Origin of the sequence: Janthinobacterium sp. 344, from assembly GCF_900112025.1 — a bacterium.
Lineage (GTDB): Bacteria > Pseudomonadota > Gammaproteobacteria > Burkholderiales > Burkholderiaceae_D > Janthinobacterium.
Genome location: NZ_FOKL01000006.1, coordinates 303,507 through 323,770, shown reverse-complemented (window position 1 = coordinate 323,770; position 20,264 = coordinate 303,507). Strand labels below are relative to the sequence as shown.

Here is a 20,264-nt window from a genome sequence, read left to right as displayed (position 1 = left end):
GTCCTAGCGGCCAAATGAATACGGGTGGAGTCAAGACGGCATCGCACCGGCGCGCGCAGCTGTGAGGGCCAGCAAACGGCCGGAGTCGATGGGTAGTACGGAAGTCAGCTTGACTGTACGGCAAACAGCGACAGACTAGCGCACTCCTGCGATCGAGGGAGGAAATTTTCGTGCGGCAACGTGGACATTCTTCGGGCGCCGGTGCCAGGCGGCACCGGCGGGGCGGGAAAACCGGCACTCCCAAAGGCCGTCGCCCTGTCCTTGTCATCGGTGCGCTTTTCCCGCGCGCGCGGCCGGTCGATTCCGCTGAAAAAATGCCCGGGTGGTACTGCACCGGTGAGTTGCTTCGTTGAAATATCGGCCGCCTGCGCTCAGCGTGTTTTTTTCTCCGCTTTCACAGCCAATACGGCACCGGCCCGCATCCCCATCGGACGCAACAGTTTTTCCACCGTATCGAGGGTGGGGCTGGAGACACCGCGCTCGATATCTTGCAAGGTGCGCGCGGAAACACCGCAGATCTTCGCATATTCAGGAATCGTGAAGCGCAGTGTCTTGCGGATGTCGCGGATGACCTGGGGAATCGGCAGCGCCGGCGTGGCGTCCAGCCGCTCCATCAAGTCGCGGCGCAACTGGTTCTGCTCTGACGCTGTCAGGGTGGCGTAGCGCTTGTCCATCAGAGCCTCCGCAACTGGTTCAAATTATGTTCAATCGTCATGCGTTTGACCTCGATCATCTCGCCGATGCCTAGCGCATAGGCGTCATCCATCAAGGTGCCCAGCGGCTCGATCATTTCCTTGAGCGCGGCACACAGCGTGGCCGCATCCAGGCTGCCGCCGGTCATCACCGCTTGCTCTATCACACTCGCCCATTGCGGTGCTCCGCCATCGTCCGACTCCCAACGCATGCGCCGCGCGATACCATCGGGATGCATGAACATGGGCGCGAAATCGAACAAGGGCGTCAAGCCGATATGGCCATCGTCGCGGCGCTGGATGGCGGTATTGCGGGCATGATTGTCGGTGTTGCCCAGCACGATATTGGCGATATCGCGCTTGACGTATTCGATGGTTTCCGTGGGCATGTCAGAAGCGACGGACATCAGCTCAAACAGGAATGCATTATGGCTGGGAACCTCGCCAAACTGGCTCAGTCCACAAACGGAGGCGACGCTTTCCTGGCCAAGACGCCTGACGCGGCCGCCGCTGACCTCGCGGTCAAAGCGGGGAATAAACAATGCCCGCTCACGCAGCAGCAAATCGTCATGGACGCGCAAGCCCAGTTTGCGCGCCAGCTGCATGTAGGGTGCCTCACAAGCCAGAATATTGGCCAGCGACTGATTTTCACCGCGGCCAAATTTGACGATGTAGTGCTTGGCAGCCTGTTCGTCAGGCAGCGTATGGTCGAGATAAAAGCGTCCGTCGTGCGCGCGCGTCAGCAATATCTTTGGCCATTCCCCCTGCACGCCGGAAGACCCCGCAAGAAAGAGGCCATGTTGCGCCAGATATTCATTGAAATCCCCGGCACGCTCCGCAACTTCCTCCATGGTGAATCCATGCCTTTGCCCGCGAGTACGCTCACTCACCCAATCATACGCTTCCTTGACGCGGATATTGCCTATCGGGTTACCCGCACCGGCACAAAGCAAATCCCAGTCCGCGCCAGGCCCGGCGTTCTCGTCGCGCTTCAATTGCTTCAGCAATTCCATGCGGCCATAGCCCTGCGGCAGCAAGTCGATCAGGAAGGGCGGCCAGGTCGGCGTATTGATGAGAGAAAGATCGACTTCGTACATGGCTGACAGAGCGGCCGCGTCCTTTCGGTAAAAGTACGCCAATGCATAAGCGCCTTCATAGCTCAGGAAAGTTTGCGCCCTGACGCCGCGCAGTTGCTCCCCCATGAGAGTAAGGGCGGCGGCATCGTGCCACGCCCCGTCAATGAAGACTTGCAGTGTGCATTCTTTAATCATATACACAGTTTAATATCATATTCATGGGGAGTTTCGCGCCTATATATACTAGTTTAACGTGTATGTGATGATTTTTCATAGATACACACTCATATAGCATGAATAGGCCAGGGCATCGCCATACATGTGTTATTTGACTGTGTAAACAAGCGCATACGCCATCGGCAAGATCGACACGCCGGCATCCCCGTTCGTGCGGTGCCACTCTCCGCCATCGCGGGCACATCGCGGCCTGGCCTGGGCGCATGCTGTGGCGCGCGTACTGACGTTCAGGCCCGGTTCCTTGGCCATTCGAACCGCTGCCGGCGAAAAGAACGGATAATGGCGGCTACTTCATTTTATGCACCAGTCTGGATACTCTCATGGAAATTAAGGTCAACTTTCTCGATAAGCTACGCCTGGAAGCGAAGTTCGATGATTTCACGGTCATCGCCGACCAGCCGATCCGCTACAAGGGCGATGGCTCGGCGCCGGGGCCGTTCGATTACTTCCTCGCTTCCTCGGCCTTGTGCGCGGCATACTTCGTCAAGTTATATTGCGAAACGCGCAATATTCCAACCGAAAACATCCGCCTGTCGCAGAATAATATCGTTGATCCGGAAAACCGCTACCAGCAGATTTTCAAGATCCAGGTCGAGTTGCCGGCGGATATCTCCGCCAAGGACCGCCAGGGCATCTTGCGCTCGATCGACCGTTGCACGGTGAAAAAAGTGGTGCAGACGGGTCCCGAGTTCGTCATCGAGGAAGTCGAGAATCTCGATGCCGATGCACAAGCCTTGCTGACCTTGAATCCGGCGCCCGGCGCCAGCACCTATATTGCCGGCAAGGACCTGCCGCTGGAGCAAACCATCGCCAACATGTCGGGCCTGCTGGCCGGCCTGGGCATCAAGATTGAGATCGCCTCCTGGCGCAACATCATTCCCAATGTGTGGTCGCTGCATATCCGCGACGCGCATTCCCCCATGTGCTTTACGAATGGCAAGGGATCGACCAAGGAAAGCGCGCTGGCCTCGGCCCTGGGCGAATACATCGAGCGTCTCAGCAACAACCATTTCTATGCCGGCGCGTTCTGGGGCGAAGACATCGCCAACGCGGAATTTGTCCATTACCCGAACGAGCGCTGGTTCAAGCCGGGCCGCAAGGATGCGCTGCCCAAAGAAATCCTCGATGACTACTGCCTCGACATCTACAATCCCGATGGCGAACTGCGCGGCTCGCACCTGATCGACACCAATTCCGGCAATGCCGAACGCGGCATCTGCTCGCTGCCGTACGTGCGCCAGTCCGATGGCGAGACCGTGTATTTCCCGTCGAACTTGATCGAAAACCTGTATGTCAGCAACGGCATGAGCGCGGGCAATACCTTGGTCGAAGCGCAAGTGCAATGCCTGTCGGAAATTTTCGAACGGGCCGTGAAACGGGAAATCCTCGAAGGCGAGATCGCCTTGCCCGACGTGCCGCAAGAGGTGCTGGCGAAGTACCCGGGCATCCAGGCCGGCATCGCCGGCCTGGAAGAGCAGGGCTTCCCCGTGCTGGTGAAAGACGCGTCGCTGGGCGGCGTGTATCCCGTGATGTGCGTCACCCTGATGAACCCGCGCACGGGCGGCGTGTTCGCCTCGTTCGGCGCGCACCCGAGCCTGGAAGTGGCGCTGGAGCGCAGCCTGACGGAGTTGCTGCAGGGTCGCAGTTTTGAAGGCTTGAACGACTTGCCGCAGCCGACCTTTGCCAGCGAAGCCGTCACCGAGCCGAATAATTTCGTCGAACACTTCATCGATTCGAGCGGCATCGTCTCGTGGCGCTTTTTCAGCGCCAAGGCCGATTACGATTTTGTCGAATGGGATTTCTCCGGCCACGGCGAAAATTCGAATGCCGAGGAGGCGGCAACCCTGTTCGGCATCCTGGCCGACATGGGCAAGGAAGTGTACACGGCCGTGTACGACCAGCTGGGCGCCACCGCCTGCCGCATTCTCGTGCCCGGCTATTCGGAAGTGTATCCGGTGGAAGACTTGATCTGGGATAACACCAACAAGGCCCTGCTGTTCCGCGCCGACATCCTGAACTTGCACCGCCTGGATGAAGCCAGCCTGGAAGACTTGCTCGACCGCCTCGAAAATAGCGAGCTGGACGAGTACGGCGACATCGCCACCCTGATCGGCATCGAATTTGATGAAAATACGGTGTGGGGCCAGCTGACCACGCTGGAATTGAAACTGCTGATCCAGCTGGCCTTGCAGCAATTCGAGGAAGCCAAGGAGCTGGTGGAAACCTTCCTGCAGTACAACGACAACACGGTCGAACGCAAACTGTTCTATCAGGCCATGAACGTGGTACTGGAAGTGCAGCTGGACGACGAGCTGGAACTGGACGACTACGTCGTCAACTTCCGCCGCATGTTCGGCGATGAACGCATGGATGCGGTGCTGGGCTCCGTCGACGGCAGCGTGCGCTTCTTCGGCCTGACGCAGACCAGCATGCAACTGGAAGGCCTGGAACGCCATGCGCGCCTGATCGACAGCTACAGGAAATTGCATGTGGCGCGCGCGAAGGCGGCGGCATCGAGCTGATGTTTTGCCCCGGCATCAACGCGGCTTGATGCCGGGGACCAGCCGGCTAGGAGATTTCTCTGCGGATGATTTCCGCGCCGGCGCTGAGCGCATGCAGTTTGCCTCGCGCCACCCGGCGGGCCAGGGGCGCCATGCCGCAGTTGGTGCTCGGATACAGCTTGTCGGCATCGACAAACTGCAGCGCCTTGCGCAAGGTGTTGGCCACTTCTTCTGGCGTTTCAATGGTATTGCTGGCCACGTCAATCGCCCCCACCATCACTTTTTTGCCGCGAATGAGTTCAATCAGGTCGATGGGCACATGCGAGTTGTGGCATTCCAGCGAGATGATGTCGATATTCGATTGCTGCAGCTTGGGGAAGGATTCCTCATATTGGCGCCACTCGGACCCCAGCGTATTTTTCCAGTCCGTATTGGCTTTGATGCCGTAGCCATAGCAAATATGCACGGCCGTTTCGCATTTAAGCCCTTCAATCGCCCGTTCCAACGTGGCGATGCCCCAATCATTGACCTCATCAAAAAAGACATTGAAGGCGGGTTCGTCGAACTGGATGATGTCGACGCCGGCGGCCTCCAGTTCCCTGGCTTCCTGATTCAGGATCTTGGCAAATTCCCACGCCAGTTTTTCACGGCTCTTGTAGTGGCTGTCATACAGCGTATCAATCATCGTCATCGGACCTGGCAAGGCCCATTTAATGGGCTGCCTGGTTTGCCGGCGTAAAAACTTGGCGTCTTCGACAAACACCGGCTTCGGGCGACTCACGGCGCCCACGACGGTCGGCACACTCGCATCGTAGCGGTCACGAATTCTGACGGTCTCGCGCTTGTCAAAATCGACGCCGCTCAGGTGCTCGATAAACGTGGTGACAAAATGCTGGCGGGTCTGCTCGCCATCGCTGACGATATCGATGCCTGCCTGCTGCTGTTCCTGCAGTGACACAAGCAAGGCATCCTGTTTTCCCTCGATTAATTCCTCGTCCTGTAATTTCCAGGGCGACCACAGCTTTTCAGGTTGCGCCAGCCAGGAGGGTTTCGGCAAGCTGCCGGCAGTTGAAGTAGGCAATAATTTTTTCATGATGGTGTTTTCGTTTATTTGGATGAATCAGCGAACGGCATTCGCAGCCCATTGCTCAAGAATATGCTTGTATGGCTTGATGAAATGCTCTTCCGTATATTTGCCCTGCTTGACCGCCAGCTGGCTGCGCTCTTCCCGGTCATAGACAATTTGCGTCAATGAATAATCCTGATTCTGCAAGCTGGGCTGATAGCATTTTCCCGCCGCGGCATTGGCGTTGTAGATTTCGGGCCTGTAAATTTTTTGAAATGTCTCCATCGTGCTGATGGTGGCGATCAGTTCAAGATTGCCGTAGTCGGCCAGCAGGTCGCCGATAAAATAAAAAGCCAGCGGCGCGGCACTGTTTGGCGGCATGAAATAGCGCACCTGCATCCCCATTTTCTCGAAATATTCATCCGTCGAGGAGAACGCATTTTGTTGATACTCGACGCCCAGGATGGGATGCTGGTTTTCCGTCCGCTGATAGGTCTTGCTGCTCGATGCGCTGAGGCAGATCACGGGCAGCTTCTTGAAATGCCGCTTGTACGTATCGGATCTGACAAAGTGCTTGAACAGCTTGCCATGAAAATCGCCGAAATCATCCGGTGCACTGAATGCGGACTTATTGTTGTTGTGCTCCGGCAGCAGCACGCTGAAGTCGTAATCGCGCACGTAGGAGGAAAAATTATTCCCCGCGATGCCATCGATGCGCTCTGCGGTTTTCTTGTCAACGATGGTCGGCTTCAATATCTCGATCAGCGGGATATTGCCGCCTTCGACATTGATATTCAACTCGACGGAAATGATTTCGAGCTCGACAGAGTAGCGGTCTGCCTTCGGGTTGTCCCAATGCGCCAGGCTGTTGAAGCGGCTGTCGATCATTTTCAGGGTGTTGCGCAAGTTTTCCTGGCGACTCTTTCCCCTCGCCAAATTGGCAAAGTTGGTCGTCAGGCGCGTGCTATCGGAAGGATGATAGTTTTCATCGAAAACAATGCTCTTGATGCTGAAGACAAAATCGTTGCTCATGGTGATCTGGTGTCCTGATGTCTGCGAATAGATGAAGGTATGAATTGCCTGGTGACGGTGATGGCGCGTCTCAGGCCGCGATCAGCGCATCAGCGTCGGCGGTGCTCGCATGGCGCGTCAGTTCGATCAGCGGCAATGCCCGTTGCACCGCCAGCGCGGCGCGCTGGATCAGGGCCGCGTCCTGCAGGCGGTAGTCGAGAAAATCCTTGTCGGTCGCGTACACGCCCAGCGGCAATGTGCGGGCCTGGAAAAAGCTGAACAGCGGCCGCAACTGGTGGTCGATCACCAGGGCATGGCGCTCGCTGCCGCCGGTGGCCGCCAGCAAGACGGGCTTGTCGATCAGGGCGTCCTGATGAATGAAGTCGAAGAAGTGCTTGAACAGTCCCGTGTACGCGCCGCGGAAGACCGGCGTGGTCACCACCAGGATGTCCGCTTGCTCGACCGCCGCCAGTTCCCGCTCCACCGTCTCGGGCAATTGGGAGCGCCAGACGGCGCCGGCCAGCTGCGGCGCCAGCTGCCCCAGTTCGACCAGGCGTTGTTCACACAGGATGTCGTCGGCGATCAGGTCCATCAGGTGCTCTGCCAGGGCGGCGGCCTTGGAAGGGCGCTGCAGCCCGCCGGAAACCGCGACTAAACGCAATGGACGTGTCATGTTTGCTTTCATATCAATGGATGCGCGAGGGCCGAAGAAGGCCCAGCAGCAAGGGAATGAATGATAGCGGGGGGAATCGATGAAGTATAATGGTCTTATTTCATACATCCATGAATATGGCTCATCTCAATGCTTGAACGCATCCATCTCAGCATCGTCCAGCAGGTCGAAAAACAAGGGTCGTTGACAGCCGCCGCAGGCGTGCTGAACCTGACCCAGTCGGCCCTGAGCCACAGCATGAAGAAGCTGGAACAGCAACTGGGCACCGACATCTGGCTGCGCGAAGGGCGCAGCCTGCGCCTGACGCAGGCCGGCCAGTACCTGCTGGCGGTGGCGAACCGGGTGCTGCCGCAACTGGACCTGGCCGAGGAGCGCCTGGGCCAGTTCGCGCAGGGCGAGCGCGGCGCGCTGCGCATCGGCATGGAATGCCACCCTTGCTACCAGTGGCTGCTGAAAGTGGTGTCGCCCTACCTGGCGGCCTGGCCCGACGTGGATGTGGACGTCAAGCAGAAGTTCCAGTTCGGCGGCATCGGCGCGCTGTTCGGCTACGAGATCGACCTGCTGGTCACGCCCGACCCGCTGTACAAGCCGGGGCTGACATTCGAGCCCGTGTTCGACTACGAGCAGGTGCTCGTCGTGGCCAAGGGCCATGCCCTGGCATCGGCGGCGTATGTGCAGCCCCGGCAACTGACGCAGGAAGTGCTGATCAGCTACCCTGTGGATATCGAGCGCCTGGATATCTACAATCAATTCCTCTTGCCGGCCGGTGTCACGCCCAAGCGCCACAAGGCCATCGAAACGACCGACATTATGCTGCAGATGGTGGCCAGCGGCCGTGGCGTGGCCGCCCTGCCGCGCTGGCTGGTCGAGGAATACGCGGCCAAGATGGACGTCGTGCCGGTGCGCCTGGGTGCGCGCGGCATCGCCAAGCAGATCTTCCTGGGCGCACGCGAGACGGACACCGCCATCGACTACGTGCGCGCCTTCATCGCACTGGCGCGCCAGCCGGCCATTGCCGTGGCGCAGTGAAGCGGTGACAGGCGCCTTGACGCATCGCGACACGCCCCGGCCCGCCGGCAACATCACGCATGGCTATTCCCTGGAAGTCAGTGCGAAGGATATTGCCGCGCTGAGCGCGGCGGCGCCGCGGATATTGCCCGCATCCACCATTGCCATTCCCTACCTGCCACGCGAGGACAACGCCGCGCGGCTGGCCGCGGCGCGGGCCGTGCGCAGCCTCGGCTTTGAGCCCATGCCGCATTTTTCCGCGCGCCGCATCGCCTCGCTCGCCGAGCTGGCGTCCTTCGTCCAGCGCGCGGTCGCCGAAGCGGACGTCGCGCGCTGCTTCGTGATCGCCGGCGATCCCGCCACCCCGATGGGGCCGTTTTCCGACAGTGCCGCGCTGATCGACACCGGCGTCTTCGAACGCGCAGGCATGCGGGTGATCGGCGTGGCCGGCCACCCGGAAGGCCATCCGGTGATGAGTACAGCCGAGCAGTGGGAGGTGCTGGAGCGCAAGTGCCACAGCATCATCGAGCGCGGCATGACGCCCATCATCGTCACGCAGTTCGCGTTTGATGCCGACATCGTTTTGACGTGGTTGCACGCGCTGCGCGCGCGTGGCATAGCCCATCCCGTGCGCGTGGGCGTGCCGGGCCCCGCGAGCATCGCGGTGCTGGCGCGCTATGCCGCGGTGTGCGGCGTGGGCGCCTGCGCATCGATGTGGTCGAAATACGGCATCTCCATCGGCAAGCTGTTCGGTTCGGCGGGGCCGGACCTGTTTGTCGAGCGCCTGGCCGCCGGGCTGACAGCAGCACATGGCAAGGTCAGCCTGCATTTCTTTCCCTTTGGCGGCATCGCCCAGTCCGTGAAATGGATAGAGCAGTACCGATCGCGCGCCGAGCCAGCCCCCTGACGACGACCGCCTCGCCGGCGGCAGCGTGCCGTCAGCGAAAGGCGGAATCCGCCCGGCTTACTCCACCGTCACCGACTTGGCCAAATTGCGTGGCTTGTCCACATCCGTGCCGCGCGCCAGTGCCGTGTGGTAGGCCAGCAATTGCAGCGCGACCACGTGCAGGATCGGCGACAGGTCGCCATAGTGCTCGGGCAGGCGGATGACGTGCAAGCCTTCGCCGGAGCTGATGCGCGAATCGACGTCGGCGAAGACGTACAGCTGGCCGCCGCGGGCGCGCACTTCCTGCATGTTCGATTTCAGCTTTTCGATCAGGGCATCGTTGGGCGCGATGGTGACGACGGGCATTTCGTTCGTCACCAGGGCCAGCGGGCCGTGCTTCAGTTCGCCGGCAGGATACGCTTCGGCGTGGATGTACGAGATTTCCTTCAGCTTCAAGGCGCCTTCCAGGGCGATCGGGTAGTGCATGCCGCGGCCCAGGAAGAGGGCGTTTTCCTTGCGCGCGAATTCCTCGGACCAGGCGATGATCTGCGGCTCGAGCGCCAGCACGGAGGCGATGGCGACGGGCAGGTGGCGCATGGCTTTCAGGTGCGCCGCTTCCTGTTCTTCGCTCAGGCGGCCATTGACTTGCGCCAGGCACAGGGTCAGCAGGAACAGGCCCGCCAGCTGCGTCGTGAACGCCTTGGTCGAGGCCACGCCCACTTCCACGCCGGCGCGCGTGATGTAGGCCAGCGCGCATTCGCGCACCATGGCGCTGGTGGCCACGTTGCAGATGGTCAAGGTGTGCTGCATGCCCAGGCTGCGCGCATGTTTCAGCGCGGCCAGGGTGTCGGCCGTCTCGCCGCTTTGCGAAATGGTGACGACCAGGGTGTTCGGGTGCGGCACGCTGTCGCGGTAGCGGTATTCGCTGGCCACTTCCACGCTGACGGGAATCTTGGCGATCGATTCGATCCAGTACTTGGCCGTCATGCCCGCATACGAGCTGGTGCCGCAGGCCAGGATCAGCACGCGGTCGATCTGCTTGAAGATTTTATAGCCGCCGTCGCCGAACAGTTCCGGCATGATGGCCGTCACGCCTTCCAGGGTGTCGCCGATGGCGCGCGGCTGCTCGAAGATTTCCTTCTGCATGTAGTGGCGGTACGGGCCCAGCTCGGCCGCGCCCGTGTGCGCATGCACGGTTTTGACTTCGCGCTCGACGGGCTTGCCATCCACATCGACGATCCAGCAGCGCGACAGTTGCAGGTCGACCACGTCGCCTTCTTCCAGGTAGATGATCTGGTCGGTCGTGCCGGCCAGGGCCATGGCGTCGGAAGCGACGAAGTTTTCTCCATTGCCCAGGCCGACGATCAGGGGCGAGCCCTGGCGCGCGGCCACCACGCGGTGCGGCTCGTCGCGGCAGAACACGGCGATGGCATACGCGCCATCGAGGCGTTTCACGGCCTGCTGCACAGTTTCAAACAAATCGCCGTTATACATGTGCTCGACCAGGTGGGCGATGACTTCCGTATCCGTCTGGCTCTGGAAGACGTAGCCGAGGGCCGTCAGTTCGGCGCGCAGCTCGTCGTGGTTTTCGATGATGCCGTTATGCACCAGCGCCACGCGGGCGTTCTCTTCCGTGGGGGAAAAGTGCGGGTGCGCATTGAACGAGACAGGGGCGCCATGTGTGGCCCAGCGCGTGTGCGCGATGCCGGTGAAACCGCTCAAGCCTTCCTCGGCGATCTGCTTTTCCAACTCCGCCACGCGCGAGGTGGAGCGCGAGCGCTGCAAGCGGCCATCGGCGTGCAGGGCGATGCCGCAGGAATCGTAGCCGCGGTATTCCAGGCGCTTCAAGCCTTCGAGCAGGATGGGGGTGATGTTACGTTGCGCTACCGCGCCGACGATGCCGCACATGGAAACCTCTGTCTAAAATTTAATCAATGCACGCATGCTAATGCAGAGTCATTGAAATAAGCTTTCTAAATGCATGTATTTTTGACCGAATATTTCATGGCGATTTAGCGATGAAATATTATTTCATTTAAAATGAATTTATTTCCTAATTCGTTATGACTATGAGCGAGCACAACATTACCCTCGACGAGATTGATCGTCGCATCCTGAACGCCTTGCAAGTTGATGCATCGCAAACCAACAGTGAACTGGCACAAGCCGTGCATGTGTCGGCGCCCACATGCTTGCGGCGAGTCAAGCAGTTGACGGAAAACGGCGTGATCGAACGGCAAGTGGCCATCGTCGCGCCGCAGCTGGTGGGTGCGCGCCTGACAGCCATCGTGGAAATCACGCTCGACGTGCAGGCGGCGGAGCGCATGGCGGAATTCGAGCAGCTGGTGGCGGACGAGGCGGCTGTGCTGCAGTGCTACCGCGTCTCGCCCGGGCCCGATTTCGTGCTGATGGTGCAAGTGGCAGACATGCCCGCCTACCACGCCCTGGCGCACCGCCTGTTTGCCGCACACGCCAATGTGCGCAACGTGAAAAGCTATTTTTCCACGTTTCGCAGCAAGTTCGAGACGCGCATCGCCGTTTGAACCAGTCCGGCTGTAAAGTTATCCCGACTTATCCCTGCCTTTCAGCCGGCTTATGCACATTGTTGTCCACAGCTTAACAACCACGGATTCCCACATGGCAGATATCTGCTGCGACATGATTGCAGTTGATAAATGAGTCTGCCTAAGCACAGGAAAGTTATCCCGGCTTATCCTCAGCTTGCCCACCAGTTAGCAACAGGCTTTTGCACAGTGTTACCCACAATATGGCCTTTGCAATTCCCCCTATATTTCCTTTGGATACAAGGACTTAAAAGTTATCCATCGATTATCCGCAGATTGCGCACAGGCTTATCCACATCTCGATGAGCCAAAATTCAGGCCGCACTTTCAAGCATGCATCATCCCATCGCCATGGTGAAAATTGACGACAAACAATTCCACTTATCCCGCCTTTTCCACTGCTTATACGTCACTTATACCGGGCTTATCCATGACTTTTCAGCATGCTTGCACACAGGTTTATCCACACTTGAAAAAGCATAGGCAAAGAGCGCTGTAAAAACATGTGCCAGTTATCCCGAGTTGCCAGCCATCTTTCCACAGGATTACCCACAGGCATAAAAAAACGCCGCCAGCCCGGACAGGCTGGCGGCGTCATGCGTGCTGAAAACGGTACGGCTTACTTGGGAATTTTCACGGGACGCGTCCAGCCGTCAATGGTGACTTGGCGCGCGCGCGACACCGTCAGCTTGCCCGCCGGCGCATCTTTCGACAGGGTGGTGCCGGCGCCCAGGGTGGCGCCCTTGCCGACGGTGACAGGGGCGATCAGCTGGCTGTCGCTGCCAATGAAGGCATCGTCTTCGATGACGGTACGGAATTTATTCACGCCATCGTAGTTGCAGGTGATGGTGCCGGCGCCGATGTTGACCTTCGAGCCGATGGTGGCGTCGCCGATGTACGCCAGGTGATTGGCCTTGCTGTGCGCGGCGATCTGGCTGTTTTTCACTTCCACGAAGTTACCGATGTGCACGTCTTCCGCCAGCACGGTACCGGGGCGCAAGCGCGCGTACGGGCCGATGATGGAGGCGGCGCCGACGACGGCGTCTTCGATATGGCAGAACGGCTTGATGTGCGCGCCGGCCGCCACCGTGGCATTGATGAACACATTGTTGGCGCCCACGCGCACGCCGTCGCCCAATTCCACCCGGCCTTCGAAGACGCAGCCCACGTCGATGGTGACATCGCGGCCGCAAATGAGTTCGCCGCGCACGTCGATGCGCGCCGGATCGAGCAGGGTCACGCCCCGTTCCAGCAAGGCTTGCGCGATATTGTTCTGGTGGATGCGCTCCAGCTGGGCCAGTTGCACCTTGCTGTTGACGCCCGCCACTTCCCACACGGCAGCGGGCTGCGCGGAGGTGACGGGCACCCCGTCGGCGACGGCCTGGGCCACGATATCGGTCAGATAGTATTCCCCTTGGGCATTATTGTTCGACAGAGACGACAGCCATTGCTTCAGCTGCACGGTGGGCGCGACCATGATGCCGCTGTTGATCTCCTTGATGGCGCGCTCGTCTGGCGTGGCATCCTTTTCCTCGACGATGCGCACGATGGCGCCCTGTTCGCGCACGATGCGGCCCAGGCCGAACGGATCATCCTGTTCCACGGTCAAAATGGCCAGCTTGTCGTTGCCGGCCGCCTGCACCAGTTGCTGCAGCGAGGCGGCGCTGGTCAGCGGCACGTCGCCGTACAGGATCAGGGTCGGCACCGACTCGTCCAGCAAGGACACGGCTTGCTGCACCGCATGGCCCGTGCCCAGCTGCTGCGCTTGCTCAGCGGCATCGATGGCCAGCGCCTGATTCATCTTGTAGCCGTCGAGCAACTTCAGCACCGCGGCGCCCCCATGCCCGTAAATCACGCATAATCGGGACGGCGCCAGACTGCGCGCCGTATCGATCACATGCGACAGCAGCGGCTTGCCAGCCAGCGGGTGCAAGACTTTTGGCAGTGCCGACTGCATGCGTTTCCCCATACCGGCGGCGAGAATGACAACGTTCATAGACCGTAATTTTTATAAGTTAAGAATATGAAAAAGTTTAACACGCAGGCCCCTCTCTCCAAGCGCTTTACTTATGCCGTGCTGGCCCTGCTGCTGGTCGTCATGGCCGGTTGCAGCGGCTTGCGCCTGGCGTATAACAATGGCGATACCGTGCTGTACTGGTGGCTCAACGCCTACGTCGACCTGGACCGCGACCAGAAGGGCTGGGTGCGCGACGACATCGACAAGCTGTTCGACTGGCACCGCAAGACGCAATTGAAGGATTACGTGGAAATCCTGCGCACGGGGCAAAAGCAGCTGCAGGGCAATATCACGCAGGCCGACCTGATGACGGACTACAGCGAGATCAAGCAGCGCACCCAGGCGCTGCTGCTGAAGGCGGCGCCCGAGCTGGCCGACCTGGCCCGTTCGCTCAAGCCCGAGCAAATTGCGCAGATGGAAAAGAAGTTCAAGTCGAACAATGACGACTACCGCAAGAAGTATCTGAGCGGCGACCAGGAAAAGCGCCAGACCCTGCGCTACAAGAAAGCCATGGAGCAATTCGAACTGTGGTTCGGCAGCTTCAGCAGCGAGCAGGAAGCGCAGATCCGCAAGGCCTCCGATGCGCGTCCGCTGAACAACGAAATCTGGCTCGACGAACGCATGCGGCGCCAGCAAAATGTGTTGAACCTGGTCAAGAAAGTGCAGCAGGAAAAGCTCGGCAAGGAAGCCACCACGGCCCTGATCACCACCCTGATCAAGGACAGCTTCGAGCGCCTCGAGCACTCCGAACGCAAGGCCTTCTTTGACGCCTACGAAGCCAGCACGGCGCAGATGGTCTTGACGGTGATCAAGATCGCCACGCCGGCGCAAAAAGCCCATGCCGTCAAGCGCATGCAGGGCTGGATCGACGATTTCAATTCCCTGGCCACACAAGCCAAATAGACAGGCAGCGCCAGCAGGGGAGATGGGGGCCATATGCTATAGTGGCCGCCATCGAATTGAAGAAATACCCATGCAAAAGAAAATTAAGAAACCCGCCAAAGTCCCCGTCCACCACGCGCCGCCACCGAACCAGGTGCGCATCATCGGCGGCCAGTGGAAGCGCTCCGTGCTGCCTGTTTTGCAGGCACTGGGCTTGCGCCCCACGCCGGACCGCGTGCGCGAAACCGTGTTCAACTGGATCAACCACTTGCGCGACGGCGACTGGGCCAACGCCCAGGTGCTGGACCTGTTCGCCGGCAGCGGCGCGCTGGGTTTTGAAGCGGCCAGCCGCGGCGCCGCGTCCGTCACCATGGTCGACACGCATACGCCCGTGATCCGCCAACTGGAAGAGAACAAGACGAAATTGCGCGCCGAGAATGTCCAGCTCCTGCGCGGCGACGCGCTGCTGACGGCGCAAGGCCTGGCGGCACGCGGCCAGCGTTTCGACCTGATCTTCCTCGATCCGCCTTACCAGCAGGACTTCCTCGCCAAAGTCTTGCCACTGTGCACCAACCTGCTCAAGGAAGGCGGCATGGTGTATGCGGAATCGGGCTTGCCGCTGGTCTTCGATGAACACAGCGCGCTGGAAAAGCCCGAGTGGATGGCGCCATGGGAAGTCATCCGTGCCGATAAAGCGGGCACCGTCTACTATCATTTGCTAACTTACAACAAAATCCCGGCAACCGCCTGAATCTGCTCATAAAACAGGCAAAACAGGGACGAAAACGCCCCCCGGCCCAGGGCGAAGCACCAATTTCAGGCATAATGCGCGTCTATATTGGTGCATCGTCAGGGAGCCGCAATGGTTGTAGCCGTTTATCCAGGAACATTCGATCCGCTCACGCGCGGTCATGAAGATTTGGTGCGCCGCGCATCGGGTCTGTTTGACAAGCTGATCGTCGGTGTGGCCGACAGCAAGAACAAGCAGCCGTTTTTCTCGCTCGACGAACGCCTGGAAATCGCCAACGAAGTGCTGGGCCATTACCCGAATGTGCAAGTGGAAAGCTTTTCCGGCTTGCTCAAGGATTTCGTGCGCAAGCATGAAGCGCGGGTCATCGTGCGCGGCTTGCGCGCCGTCTCCGACTTTGAATACGAATTCCAGATGGCGGGCATGAACCGCTACCTGCTGCCCGATGTCGAAACCATGTTCCTGACGCCGTCCGACCAGTACCAGTTTATTTCGGGCACCATCGTGCGCGAAATCGCGGCGCTGGGCGGCGACGTCTCCAAGTTTGTCTTCCCCTCGGTGAACCGCTGGCTGCAAAACAAGATTGCCGCCAACGCGGCCTTACCCGAATAAGCTAGAGTTGAATTAAGCCATGGCACTACTGATCACTGACGAATGCATCAATTGCGACATTTGCGAGCCCGAGTGCCCGAATGACGCGATTTACATGGGCGCCGAAATCTACGAAATCGATCCCAACAAGTGCACCGAATGCGTGGGCCACTTTGACGAGCCGCAATGCCAGCAAGTGTGCCCCGTCAGCTGCATCCCCTTCAATCCCGCCTGGCGCGAAAGCCCGGAGCAATTGATGGCCAAGTACGAACGCCTGCAGGCGGAGCTGCCTGCCGCCAAGACCTGATCTTTCCTCGCGCCACGTCTGCGTGGCGCCAGCTTCTGCCAACTGTTCTACACTGTGTGCTGGCTGTTCCGCAGCAGATGGTTATCCACGGAGGTAGAAGATGCAAATAAGCACATCCCGTTTGATCCGCTCGCTGAGCGCCGCCTGCCTGTGCGGCGCTTTGGCGCAGCCGGCGCTGGCCGTCGACGTGGGCGGCGTCAAGCTGGACGAGACAGTACAGCTGGCCAACCGTGAACTCAAGCTCAACGGCGCCGGCGTGCGCTACAAGGTCATCTTCAAGGTCTACACGATCGCGCTGTACCTGCCGGAAAAGAAAACCCAGCTCACCGACATCCTCGCGCTGCCCGGCCCGCGCCGTCTCGAGATCGTCATGCTGCGCGACATCACCTCGGACGAGCTGGGGCAAGCGTTCATGCAAGGCTTGAACCGCAGTTCCGACCAGGCCGATCGCACGCGATTACTGAGCCAGACGATGCAGTTCGGCGCCATGTTCGAAATGGTGCCGGGCCTGAAAAAGGGCGACATCCTGACGGTCGACTGGTTGCCCGACGAGGGCACCTTGTGCAGGCTGAACGGCAAGCAGATAGGCGACAGGGTGCCGGAGCTGGCGTTCTATAACGCGTTGCTGAAAATCTGGATCGGCGCCCATCCGGCCGATACCCAATTACGCGCACACTTGCTGGGCGACGTGGCGTGAGAAGAACGCGGGCGTAAAAAAAGCCGGTGCGCACGCCGGCTCATCTTTATGCAACAGTTTAGCGTTTAGGCGCGCGTCGACAAGGCGCGCAGTTCGGCGGCATTGCTGGGCGACACGCCATCCATCTTGCCCAGGGTGCGCTGCAGCGCGCGCGCTTCGCGTACTTGCTGGCGCGCCAGGCGCTCTTCGCGGCTCAGCTTGGGACGCACCACCAGCACCATGGCGCGTGCGATGCCGACCAGCAAAGGCTTGAACAGCAGGGCAAAGGCGCCCACGGCCACGATCACGAGGGCGATTTGCAAGGTGTTGAGCAGGGAAATCTCCAGCACGGGTGCGGATACTGCGTACAGGGCGGAGGCGAAGGTAGACATACTGTTCCAGTGCATTATAGAATTTGCCCGTACTATAGTGCAGTGCAACATATAAATCTAATTCCATTTCTTGATACCAATTATATGAATCGTGAATGGAAAAGTGTAATATTTTTTTACGAGTGAAAATATTCGCGCCCGGCGCGGTTTACACTGGTCAATAACCAATTATCTGACTTCAACTTTTATCTTGGGCTTTCCATGAGTTTTCTGACGCTGGATCTGAACTTGCTGCGTGTTTTCGACGCCGTCATGACGGAACAAAACCTGACGCGCGCAGCCGGCCACCTGGCGATGACGCAGCCGGCGGTATCGAACGCCATCAAACGCCTGCGCGAGAGCCTTGGTGATGAATTGCTGATCCGCACGGCGTATGGCGTGAAACCCACGCCGCGCGCCGAAGCCCTGTGGCCCTCCGTGCGCTCGGCCCTGGCCAGCCTGGAAGCGGCCGTGACGCCGGAAACCTTCGATGTATCGAAGACCCACGCCACGTTCCGCATGGCCATGGCCGACGCCACGGCCGCCTTCTGGCTGCCGTCGCTGATGCGCTCGATCGAACGGGAAGCGCCGGGTGTCAACGTGCGCATGATGCCGCTGACCACGCGCGAACCGCGTCCCATGCTGCTGCGCGGCGACATCGACCTGGCCGTGGGCTTCTTTCCCGGCGTGGCGGCGCAACTGTCGAGCGAAACGGGTTCGCCCATCCGCCACGAGCGCCTGTATTCCGGCAAGTATGTGTGCGTGATGCGCCGTGGCCATCCGCTGGCCAATCAGGAATTGACCCTGGATAACTACTGCGCGGCGAATCATTTGTTGGTGAGCTTTTCGGGCCGCGCGCATGGCTTGATCGACGAGGCCCTGTCGCAGATCCACCGCGAACGGCGCATTTTATTGACGGTGAACCAGTTCTTCACGGCCGGCAGGGTGGTCGCCAATTCCGACCTGATCACCGTCTTGCCGCGCCATTTGATCGCCTCGACGGGCATGACGGAATCCCTGCTGTACAAGGACTTGCCATTGACCCTGCCGGCCGTCCACCTGGACATGCTGTGGCACGAGCGCGACGCCCGCAGCCCCGCCCACAAATGGCTGCGCAACCACCTGGAAAGCATGAACACGCCCACGTTACGCACGGCCACGGCGGCCGGCGGCGGCGTGGCACCCAAGCCGCACGTCGAATAAGTGTCTGCCAGCAAAAAAAACGCCTGATGAAACATCAGGCGTTTTTTTTATGCGTGAGTGCTGGAGCGATAGCCAATTCTAAAACCGCCCCAGTGCTTGCCATCGACGTGGATGGGCACGGATAAATCGTGCATGACCTCTCCTGTGTCGCGTTTATAGGTCTGCAGCAGGAACGGTTTCGTGTTGCTGCCGCAACGCTTGCCCGTGCGGTCGCTGAAGATGCGCTTGGTGCGGTTATGCACGATATCGGTGGCGTAATCGCCCGTCAGCGGCTGCGAGAACTTCTTGTTGTGCGTTGGAAAGTATCCATTGTTGTCGACGGCGCCCGCGTACGCCAGGTGGGGTAATGCCGCCAGCACGCCTTCCTGCAGGTCGGGCAGCACCTTGTCCGTAAAGGCGTCGAACTGCGTGTTGTGCTTGGGCGGATTGGTGTTCGGGATAGGGCGGTAGTGGCGGTCGAACAGGGCTTCGCGCGTGATGCGCCCCGAGGCGATGGCTTGCTCGAAGAGTTTGCCCACCTCACGCGCGGCGCGCTGGGCGGCCTCGCGGATCTCGTCGTGCGGCGTGGCCACGCTCGATTCGCCCAAGGCGCCGGCGATCACTTCGGCCCGCTCGGCCAGGGCCATGGCCGACTGCGTGGCGCGCGGCAATTCCGCATTCGTCGACAACATGCTGTCGCGGATTTGCAGGATGGCGTCGGCGATCAACTGCGTCGTGTCGACGTGCTCGCGCGAGGCGCGGGCGATCTGCCCGATCTCGTCTTCCGACACGCCCGACGATTCCTCGATATGGCTCAAGGAGGCGTGCACGCTTTCCACATTGCGCGCCGCTTCCGTGACGCCGGCCGCCAGCGAACTCATGCCGCGCGCGGCTTTTTCCGACTGTTCATTGATTTCGCGCACCATCACGCTGATTTCATCGGAGGCTTCCTTGGTGCGCTGCGCCAGTTGCCGCACTTCCCCGGCCACCACGGCAAAGCCGCGCCCGTGTTCACCGGCCCGTGCCGCCTCGATGGCGGCGTTCAGCGCCAGCAGATTGGTGCGCGCGGAAATGTCGGAAATGGCTTCCGTGAAGCCCGTGATGCGCCTGGATTTTTCCTGCAGGCTGAGCATGGTGCTGGAGGCGCCTTGCGCTTCCTCGCGGGCGCTGTTGATGCGCCGCAGCCCCTGGTCCACCTCGGCCCGCGCCGCCACGCTTTCCACGCGCACGCCGGCGGCCACCTTGGCGGCCCGTTCCGCGTTGGCGGCGATCTTTTCCGTCATCACCGCGTTCTGTCCCGAGCTGTCGGCAATGTCGCTGGCCGTCTGCACGTCCAGTTCCACCTTCTGTTTGACGGAGTCGACAAAGTACGAGGTTTCCGCCGCGCCGATCATGATGGCATCGATGGCCTTGCCCACCGTGTCGGCGAACTGGTGCAGGCCGGGTTCGCCACGCGGACGCGCGGCGAATGCCAGCAGCGCGGCGCCGGTACAGGCCGCCATGCAGGCTATCAGATAGGGATGCTCGCCACCGCCCAGCGCCAGCAGCAGATAGGCCAGGCAACAGGCCACGGCCATGGCCAGGATCGTGAATACAAAGAAACGCACCAGCTGATGCTGCAACTGCTTCATTTGTCCCCCGCTGCGCGAAACCGTCACGTCCCGCGAAGGGACGTGCTGTAACCGTATGCGGGTGGGCACGATTGCCCACCTTGCACCCTGAACTGGCGTCTGCGCGGCGTTTCAGGCGGCTACCGGATAGCAGAATTGTAGTTCT

At 60.1% G+C, this 20,264-nt stretch carries 19 protein-coding genes; 10 read left to right on the top strand and 9 right to left on the bottom strand.

The window, feature by feature from the left end; all coding sequences use genetic code 11:
* Nucleotides 1-371 precede the first annotated feature (371 nt).
* Nucleotides 372-674: a helix-turn-helix domain-containing protein gene (locus BM193_RS17970; RefSeq protein WP_092798977.1), complete on the bottom strand. Its 303-nt coding sequence runs from the start codon at nucleotides 672-674 to the stop codon at nucleotides 372-374.
* The gene (locus BM193_RS17965) at nucleotides 674-1,963 is read right to left on the bottom strand and encodes a type II toxin-antitoxin system HipA family toxin (RefSeq protein ID WP_092798975.1); all 1,290 of its coding nucleotides are present in this window, start codon (nucleotides 1,961-1,963) and stop codon (nucleotides 674-676) included. Before BM193_RS17965 ends, BM193_RS17970 begins: the two co-directional genes overlap by 1 nt.
* 362 nt (nucleotides 1,964-2,325) lie before the next feature.
* Here BM193_RS17965 and BM193_RS17960 point away from each other — a divergent pair, with 362 nt between their 5' ends.
* Nucleotides 2,326-4,527 carry an OsmC domain/YcaO domain-containing protein gene (locus BM193_RS17960; protein WP_092798973.1) on the top strand — a complete coding sequence of 734 codons (2,202 nt, stop codon included), beginning with the start codon at nucleotides 2,326-2,328 and terminating at the stop codon, nucleotides 4,525-4,527.
* Between the two features lie 46 nt (nucleotides 4,528-4,573).
* On the opposite strand, the gene BM193_RS17955 is transcribed toward BM193_RS17960, so the two are convergent.
* The 3 genes from BM193_RS17955 to msuE all read right to left on the bottom strand — a co-directional run bounded on the left by BM193_RS17955 (nucleotide 4,574) and on the right by msuE (nucleotide 7,256).
* A complete protein-coding gene (locus BM193_RS17955; RefSeq protein ID WP_092798971.1) occupies nucleotides 4,574-5,599 on the bottom strand; it encodes a methionine synthase in 1,026 nt (341 codons plus the stop codon).
* A gap of 27 nt (nucleotides 5,600-5,626) precedes the next feature.
* The gene (locus tag BM193_RS17950) at nucleotides 5,627-6,604 is read right to left on the bottom strand and encodes a DUF1852 domain-containing protein (RefSeq protein ID WP_092798969.1); all 978 of its coding nucleotides are present in this window, start codon (nucleotides 6,602-6,604) and stop codon (nucleotides 5,627-5,629) included.
* Nucleotides 6,605-6,674: 70 nt separating this feature from the next.
* Nucleotides 6,675-7,256 (bottom strand): FMN reductase, encoded by a 582-nt coding sequence (gene msuE / locus BM193_RS17945; protein WP_092798967.1) that lies wholly within the window; start codon nucleotides 7,254-7,256, stop codon nucleotides 6,675-6,677.
* Between the two features lie 129 nt (nucleotides 7,257-7,385).
* Between msuE and BM193_RS17940 the strand changes: the two genes are divergently transcribed.
* Nucleotides 7,386-8,285: a LysR family transcriptional regulator gene (locus BM193_RS17940; protein WP_092798965.1), complete on the top strand. Its 900-nt coding sequence runs from the start codon at nucleotides 7,386-7,388 to the stop codon at nucleotides 8,283-8,285.
* 16 nt (nucleotides 8,286-8,301) lie between these two features.
* On the top strand, nucleotides 8,302-9,171 hold the full coding sequence (locus BM193_RS17935; RefSeq protein ID WP_092799215.1) for a methylenetetrahydrofolate reductase: 870 nt from the start codon (nucleotides 8,302-8,304) through the stop codon (nucleotides 9,169-9,171).
* Between the two features lie 57 nt (nucleotides 9,172-9,228).
* Here the strand turns inward: BM193_RS17935 and glmS are convergent, their stop codons facing one another.
* Nucleotides 9,229-11,058, bottom strand: coding sequence for a glutamine--fructose-6-phosphate transaminase (isomerizing) (glmS, locus tag BM193_RS17930; RefSeq protein WP_092798963.1), 1,830 nt, complete (start codon nucleotides 11,056-11,058; stop codon nucleotides 9,229-9,231).
* Nucleotides 11,059-11,219: 161 nt separating this feature from the next.
* Here glmS and BM193_RS17925 point away from each other — a divergent pair, with 161 nt between their 5' ends.
* The gene (locus BM193_RS17925) at nucleotides 11,220-11,693 is read left to right on the top strand and encodes an Lrp/AsnC family transcriptional regulator (protein ID WP_092798961.1); all 474 of its coding nucleotides are present in this window, start codon (nucleotides 11,220-11,222) and stop codon (nucleotides 11,691-11,693) included.
* A gap of 640 nt (nucleotides 11,694-12,333) precedes the next feature.
* Here BM193_RS17925 and glmU read toward each other — a convergent pair.
* Nucleotides 12,334-13,710: a bifunctional UDP-N-acetylglucosamine diphosphorylase/glucosamine-1-phosphate N-acetyltransferase GlmU gene (gene glmU, locus BM193_RS17920; protein ID WP_092798959.1), complete on the bottom strand. Its 1,377-nt coding sequence runs from the start codon at nucleotides 13,708-13,710 to the stop codon at nucleotides 12,334-12,336.
* A gap of 27 nt (nucleotides 13,711-13,737) precedes the next feature.
* On the opposite strand from glmU, the gene BM193_RS17915 reads away from it, so the two are divergent.
* From BM193_RS17915 to BM193_RS17895, 5 genes are all read left to right on the top strand, one after another.
* A complete protein-coding gene (locus BM193_RS17915) occupies nucleotides 13,738-14,634 on the top strand; it encodes a DUF6279 family lipoprotein (protein WP_175533333.1) in 897 nt (298 codons plus the stop codon).
* Between the two features lie 70 nt (nucleotides 14,635-14,704).
* Nucleotides 14,705-15,364 carry a 16S rRNA (guanine(966)-N(2))-methyltransferase RsmD gene (gene rsmD, locus BM193_RS17910; protein ID WP_092798957.1) on the top strand — a complete coding sequence of 220 codons (660 nt, stop codon included), beginning with the start codon at nucleotides 14,705-14,707 and terminating at the stop codon, nucleotides 15,362-15,364.
* 111 nt (nucleotides 15,365-15,475) lie between these two features.
* Nucleotides 15,476-15,973 (top strand): pantetheine-phosphate adenylyltransferase, encoded by a 498-nt coding sequence (coaD, locus tag BM193_RS17905; protein WP_071325932.1) that lies wholly within the window; start codon nucleotides 15,476-15,478, stop codon nucleotides 15,971-15,973.
* 19 nt (nucleotides 15,974-15,992) lie between these two features.
* Entirely contained in the window at nucleotides 15,993-16,259 is a 267-nt protein-coding gene (locus tag BM193_RS17900; RefSeq protein ID WP_034752637.1) for a YfhL family 4Fe-4S dicluster ferredoxin, read from the top strand.
* Nucleotides 16,260-16,359: 100 nt separating this feature from the next.
* A complete protein-coding gene (locus tag BM193_RS17895) occupies nucleotides 16,360-16,956 on the top strand; it encodes a chalcone isomerase family protein (RefSeq protein ID WP_092798955.1) in 597 nt (198 codons plus the stop codon).
* A 65-nt stretch (nucleotides 16,957-17,021) separates the two neighbouring features.
* On the opposite strand, the gene BM193_RS17890 is transcribed toward BM193_RS17895, so the two are convergent.
* Nucleotides 17,022-17,327: a hypothetical protein gene (locus BM193_RS17890; RefSeq protein WP_092798953.1), complete on the bottom strand. Its 306-nt coding sequence runs from the start codon at nucleotides 17,325-17,327 to the stop codon at nucleotides 17,022-17,024.
* 201 nt (nucleotides 17,328-17,528) lie between these two features.
* On the opposite strand from BM193_RS17890, the gene BM193_RS17885 reads away from it, so the two are divergent.
* Nucleotides 17,529-18,509: a LysR family transcriptional regulator gene (locus tag BM193_RS17885; protein WP_092798951.1), complete on the top strand. Its 981-nt coding sequence runs from the start codon at nucleotides 17,529-17,531 to the stop codon at nucleotides 18,507-18,509.
* A 47-nt stretch (nucleotides 18,510-18,556) separates the two neighbouring features.
* Here BM193_RS17885 and BM193_RS17880 read toward each other — a convergent pair whose 3' ends face one another.
* Nucleotides 18,557-20,119: a methyl-accepting chemotaxis protein gene (locus BM193_RS17880; protein WP_092798949.1), complete on the bottom strand. Its 1,563-nt coding sequence runs from the start codon at nucleotides 20,117-20,119 to the stop codon at nucleotides 18,557-18,559.
* Nucleotides 20,120-20,264: the final 145 nt, after the last annotated feature.

What these genes read in the sequence shown, in the direction of transcription:
- BM193_RS17960 (WP_092798973.1), top strand. Translation starts at nt 2,326, where the DNA reads ATGGAAATTAAGGTCAACTTTCTCGATAAGCTACGCCTGGAAGCGAAG.
- glmS (WP_092798963.1), bottom strand. Translation starts at nt 11,058, where the DNA reads ATGTGCGGCATCGTCGGCGCGGTAGCGCAACGTAACATCACCCCCATC.
- BM193_RS17925 (WP_092798961.1), top strand. Translation starts at nt 11,220, where the DNA reads ATGAGCGAGCACAACATTACCCTCGACGAGATTGATCGTCGCATCCTG.
- BM193_RS17965 (WP_092798975.1), bottom strand. Translation starts at nt 1,963, where the DNA reads ATGATTAAAGAATGCACACTGCAAGTCTTCATTGACGGGGCGTGGCAC.
- BM193_RS17885 (WP_092798951.1), top strand. Translation starts at nt 17,529, where the DNA reads ATGAGTTTTCTGACGCTGGATCTGAACTTGCTGCGTGTTTTCGACGCC.
- BM193_RS17900 (WP_034752637.1), top strand. Translation starts at nt 15,993, where the DNA reads ATGGCACTACTGATCACTGACGAATGCATCAATTGCGACATTTGCGAG.
- glmU (WP_092798959.1), bottom strand. Translation starts at nt 13,710, where the DNA reads ATGAACGTTGTCATTCTCGCCGCCGGTATGGGGAAACGCATGCAGTCG.
- BM193_RS17970 (WP_092798977.1), bottom strand. Translation starts at nt 674, where the DNA reads ATGGACAAGCGCTACGCCACCCTGACAGCGTCAGAGCAGAACCAGTTG.
- msuE (WP_092798967.1), bottom strand. Translation starts at nt 7,256, where the DNA reads ATGACACGTCCATTGCGTTTAGTCGCGGTTTCCGGCGGGCTGCAGCGC.
- BM193_RS17940 (WP_092798965.1), top strand. Translation starts at nt 7,386, where the DNA reads ATGCTTGAACGCATCCATCTCAGCATCGTCCAGCAGGTCGAAAAACAA.
- BM193_RS17950 (WP_092798969.1), bottom strand. Translation starts at nt 6,604, where the DNA reads ATGAGCAACGATTTTGTCTTCAGCATCAAGAGCATTGTTTTCGATGAA.
- rsmD (WP_092798957.1), top strand. Translation starts at nt 14,705, where the DNA reads ATGCAAAAGAAAATTAAGAAACCCGCCAAAGTCCCCGTCCACCACGCG.
- BM193_RS17915 (WP_175533333.1), top strand. Translation starts at nt 13,738, where the DNA reads ATGAAAAAGTTTAACACGCAGGCCCCTCTCTCCAAGCGCTTTACTTAT.
- coaD (WP_071325932.1), top strand. Translation starts at nt 15,476, where the DNA reads ATGGTTGTAGCCGTTTATCCAGGAACATTCGATCCGCTCACGCGCGGT.
- BM193_RS17880 (WP_092798949.1), bottom strand. Translation starts at nt 20,119, where the DNA reads ATGAAGCAGTTGCAGCATCAGCTGGTGCGTTTCTTTGTATTCACGATC.
- BM193_RS17955 (WP_092798971.1), bottom strand. Translation starts at nt 5,599, where the DNA reads ATGAAAAAATTATTGCCTACTTCAACTGCCGGCAGCTTGCCGAAACCC.
- BM193_RS17890 (WP_092798953.1), bottom strand. Translation starts at nt 17,327, where the DNA reads ATGTCTACCTTCGCCTCCGCCCTGTACGCAGTATCCGCACCCGTGCTG.
- BM193_RS17895 (WP_092798955.1), top strand. Translation starts at nt 16,360, where the DNA reads ATGCAAATAAGCACATCCCGTTTGATCCGCTCGCTGAGCGCCGCCTGC.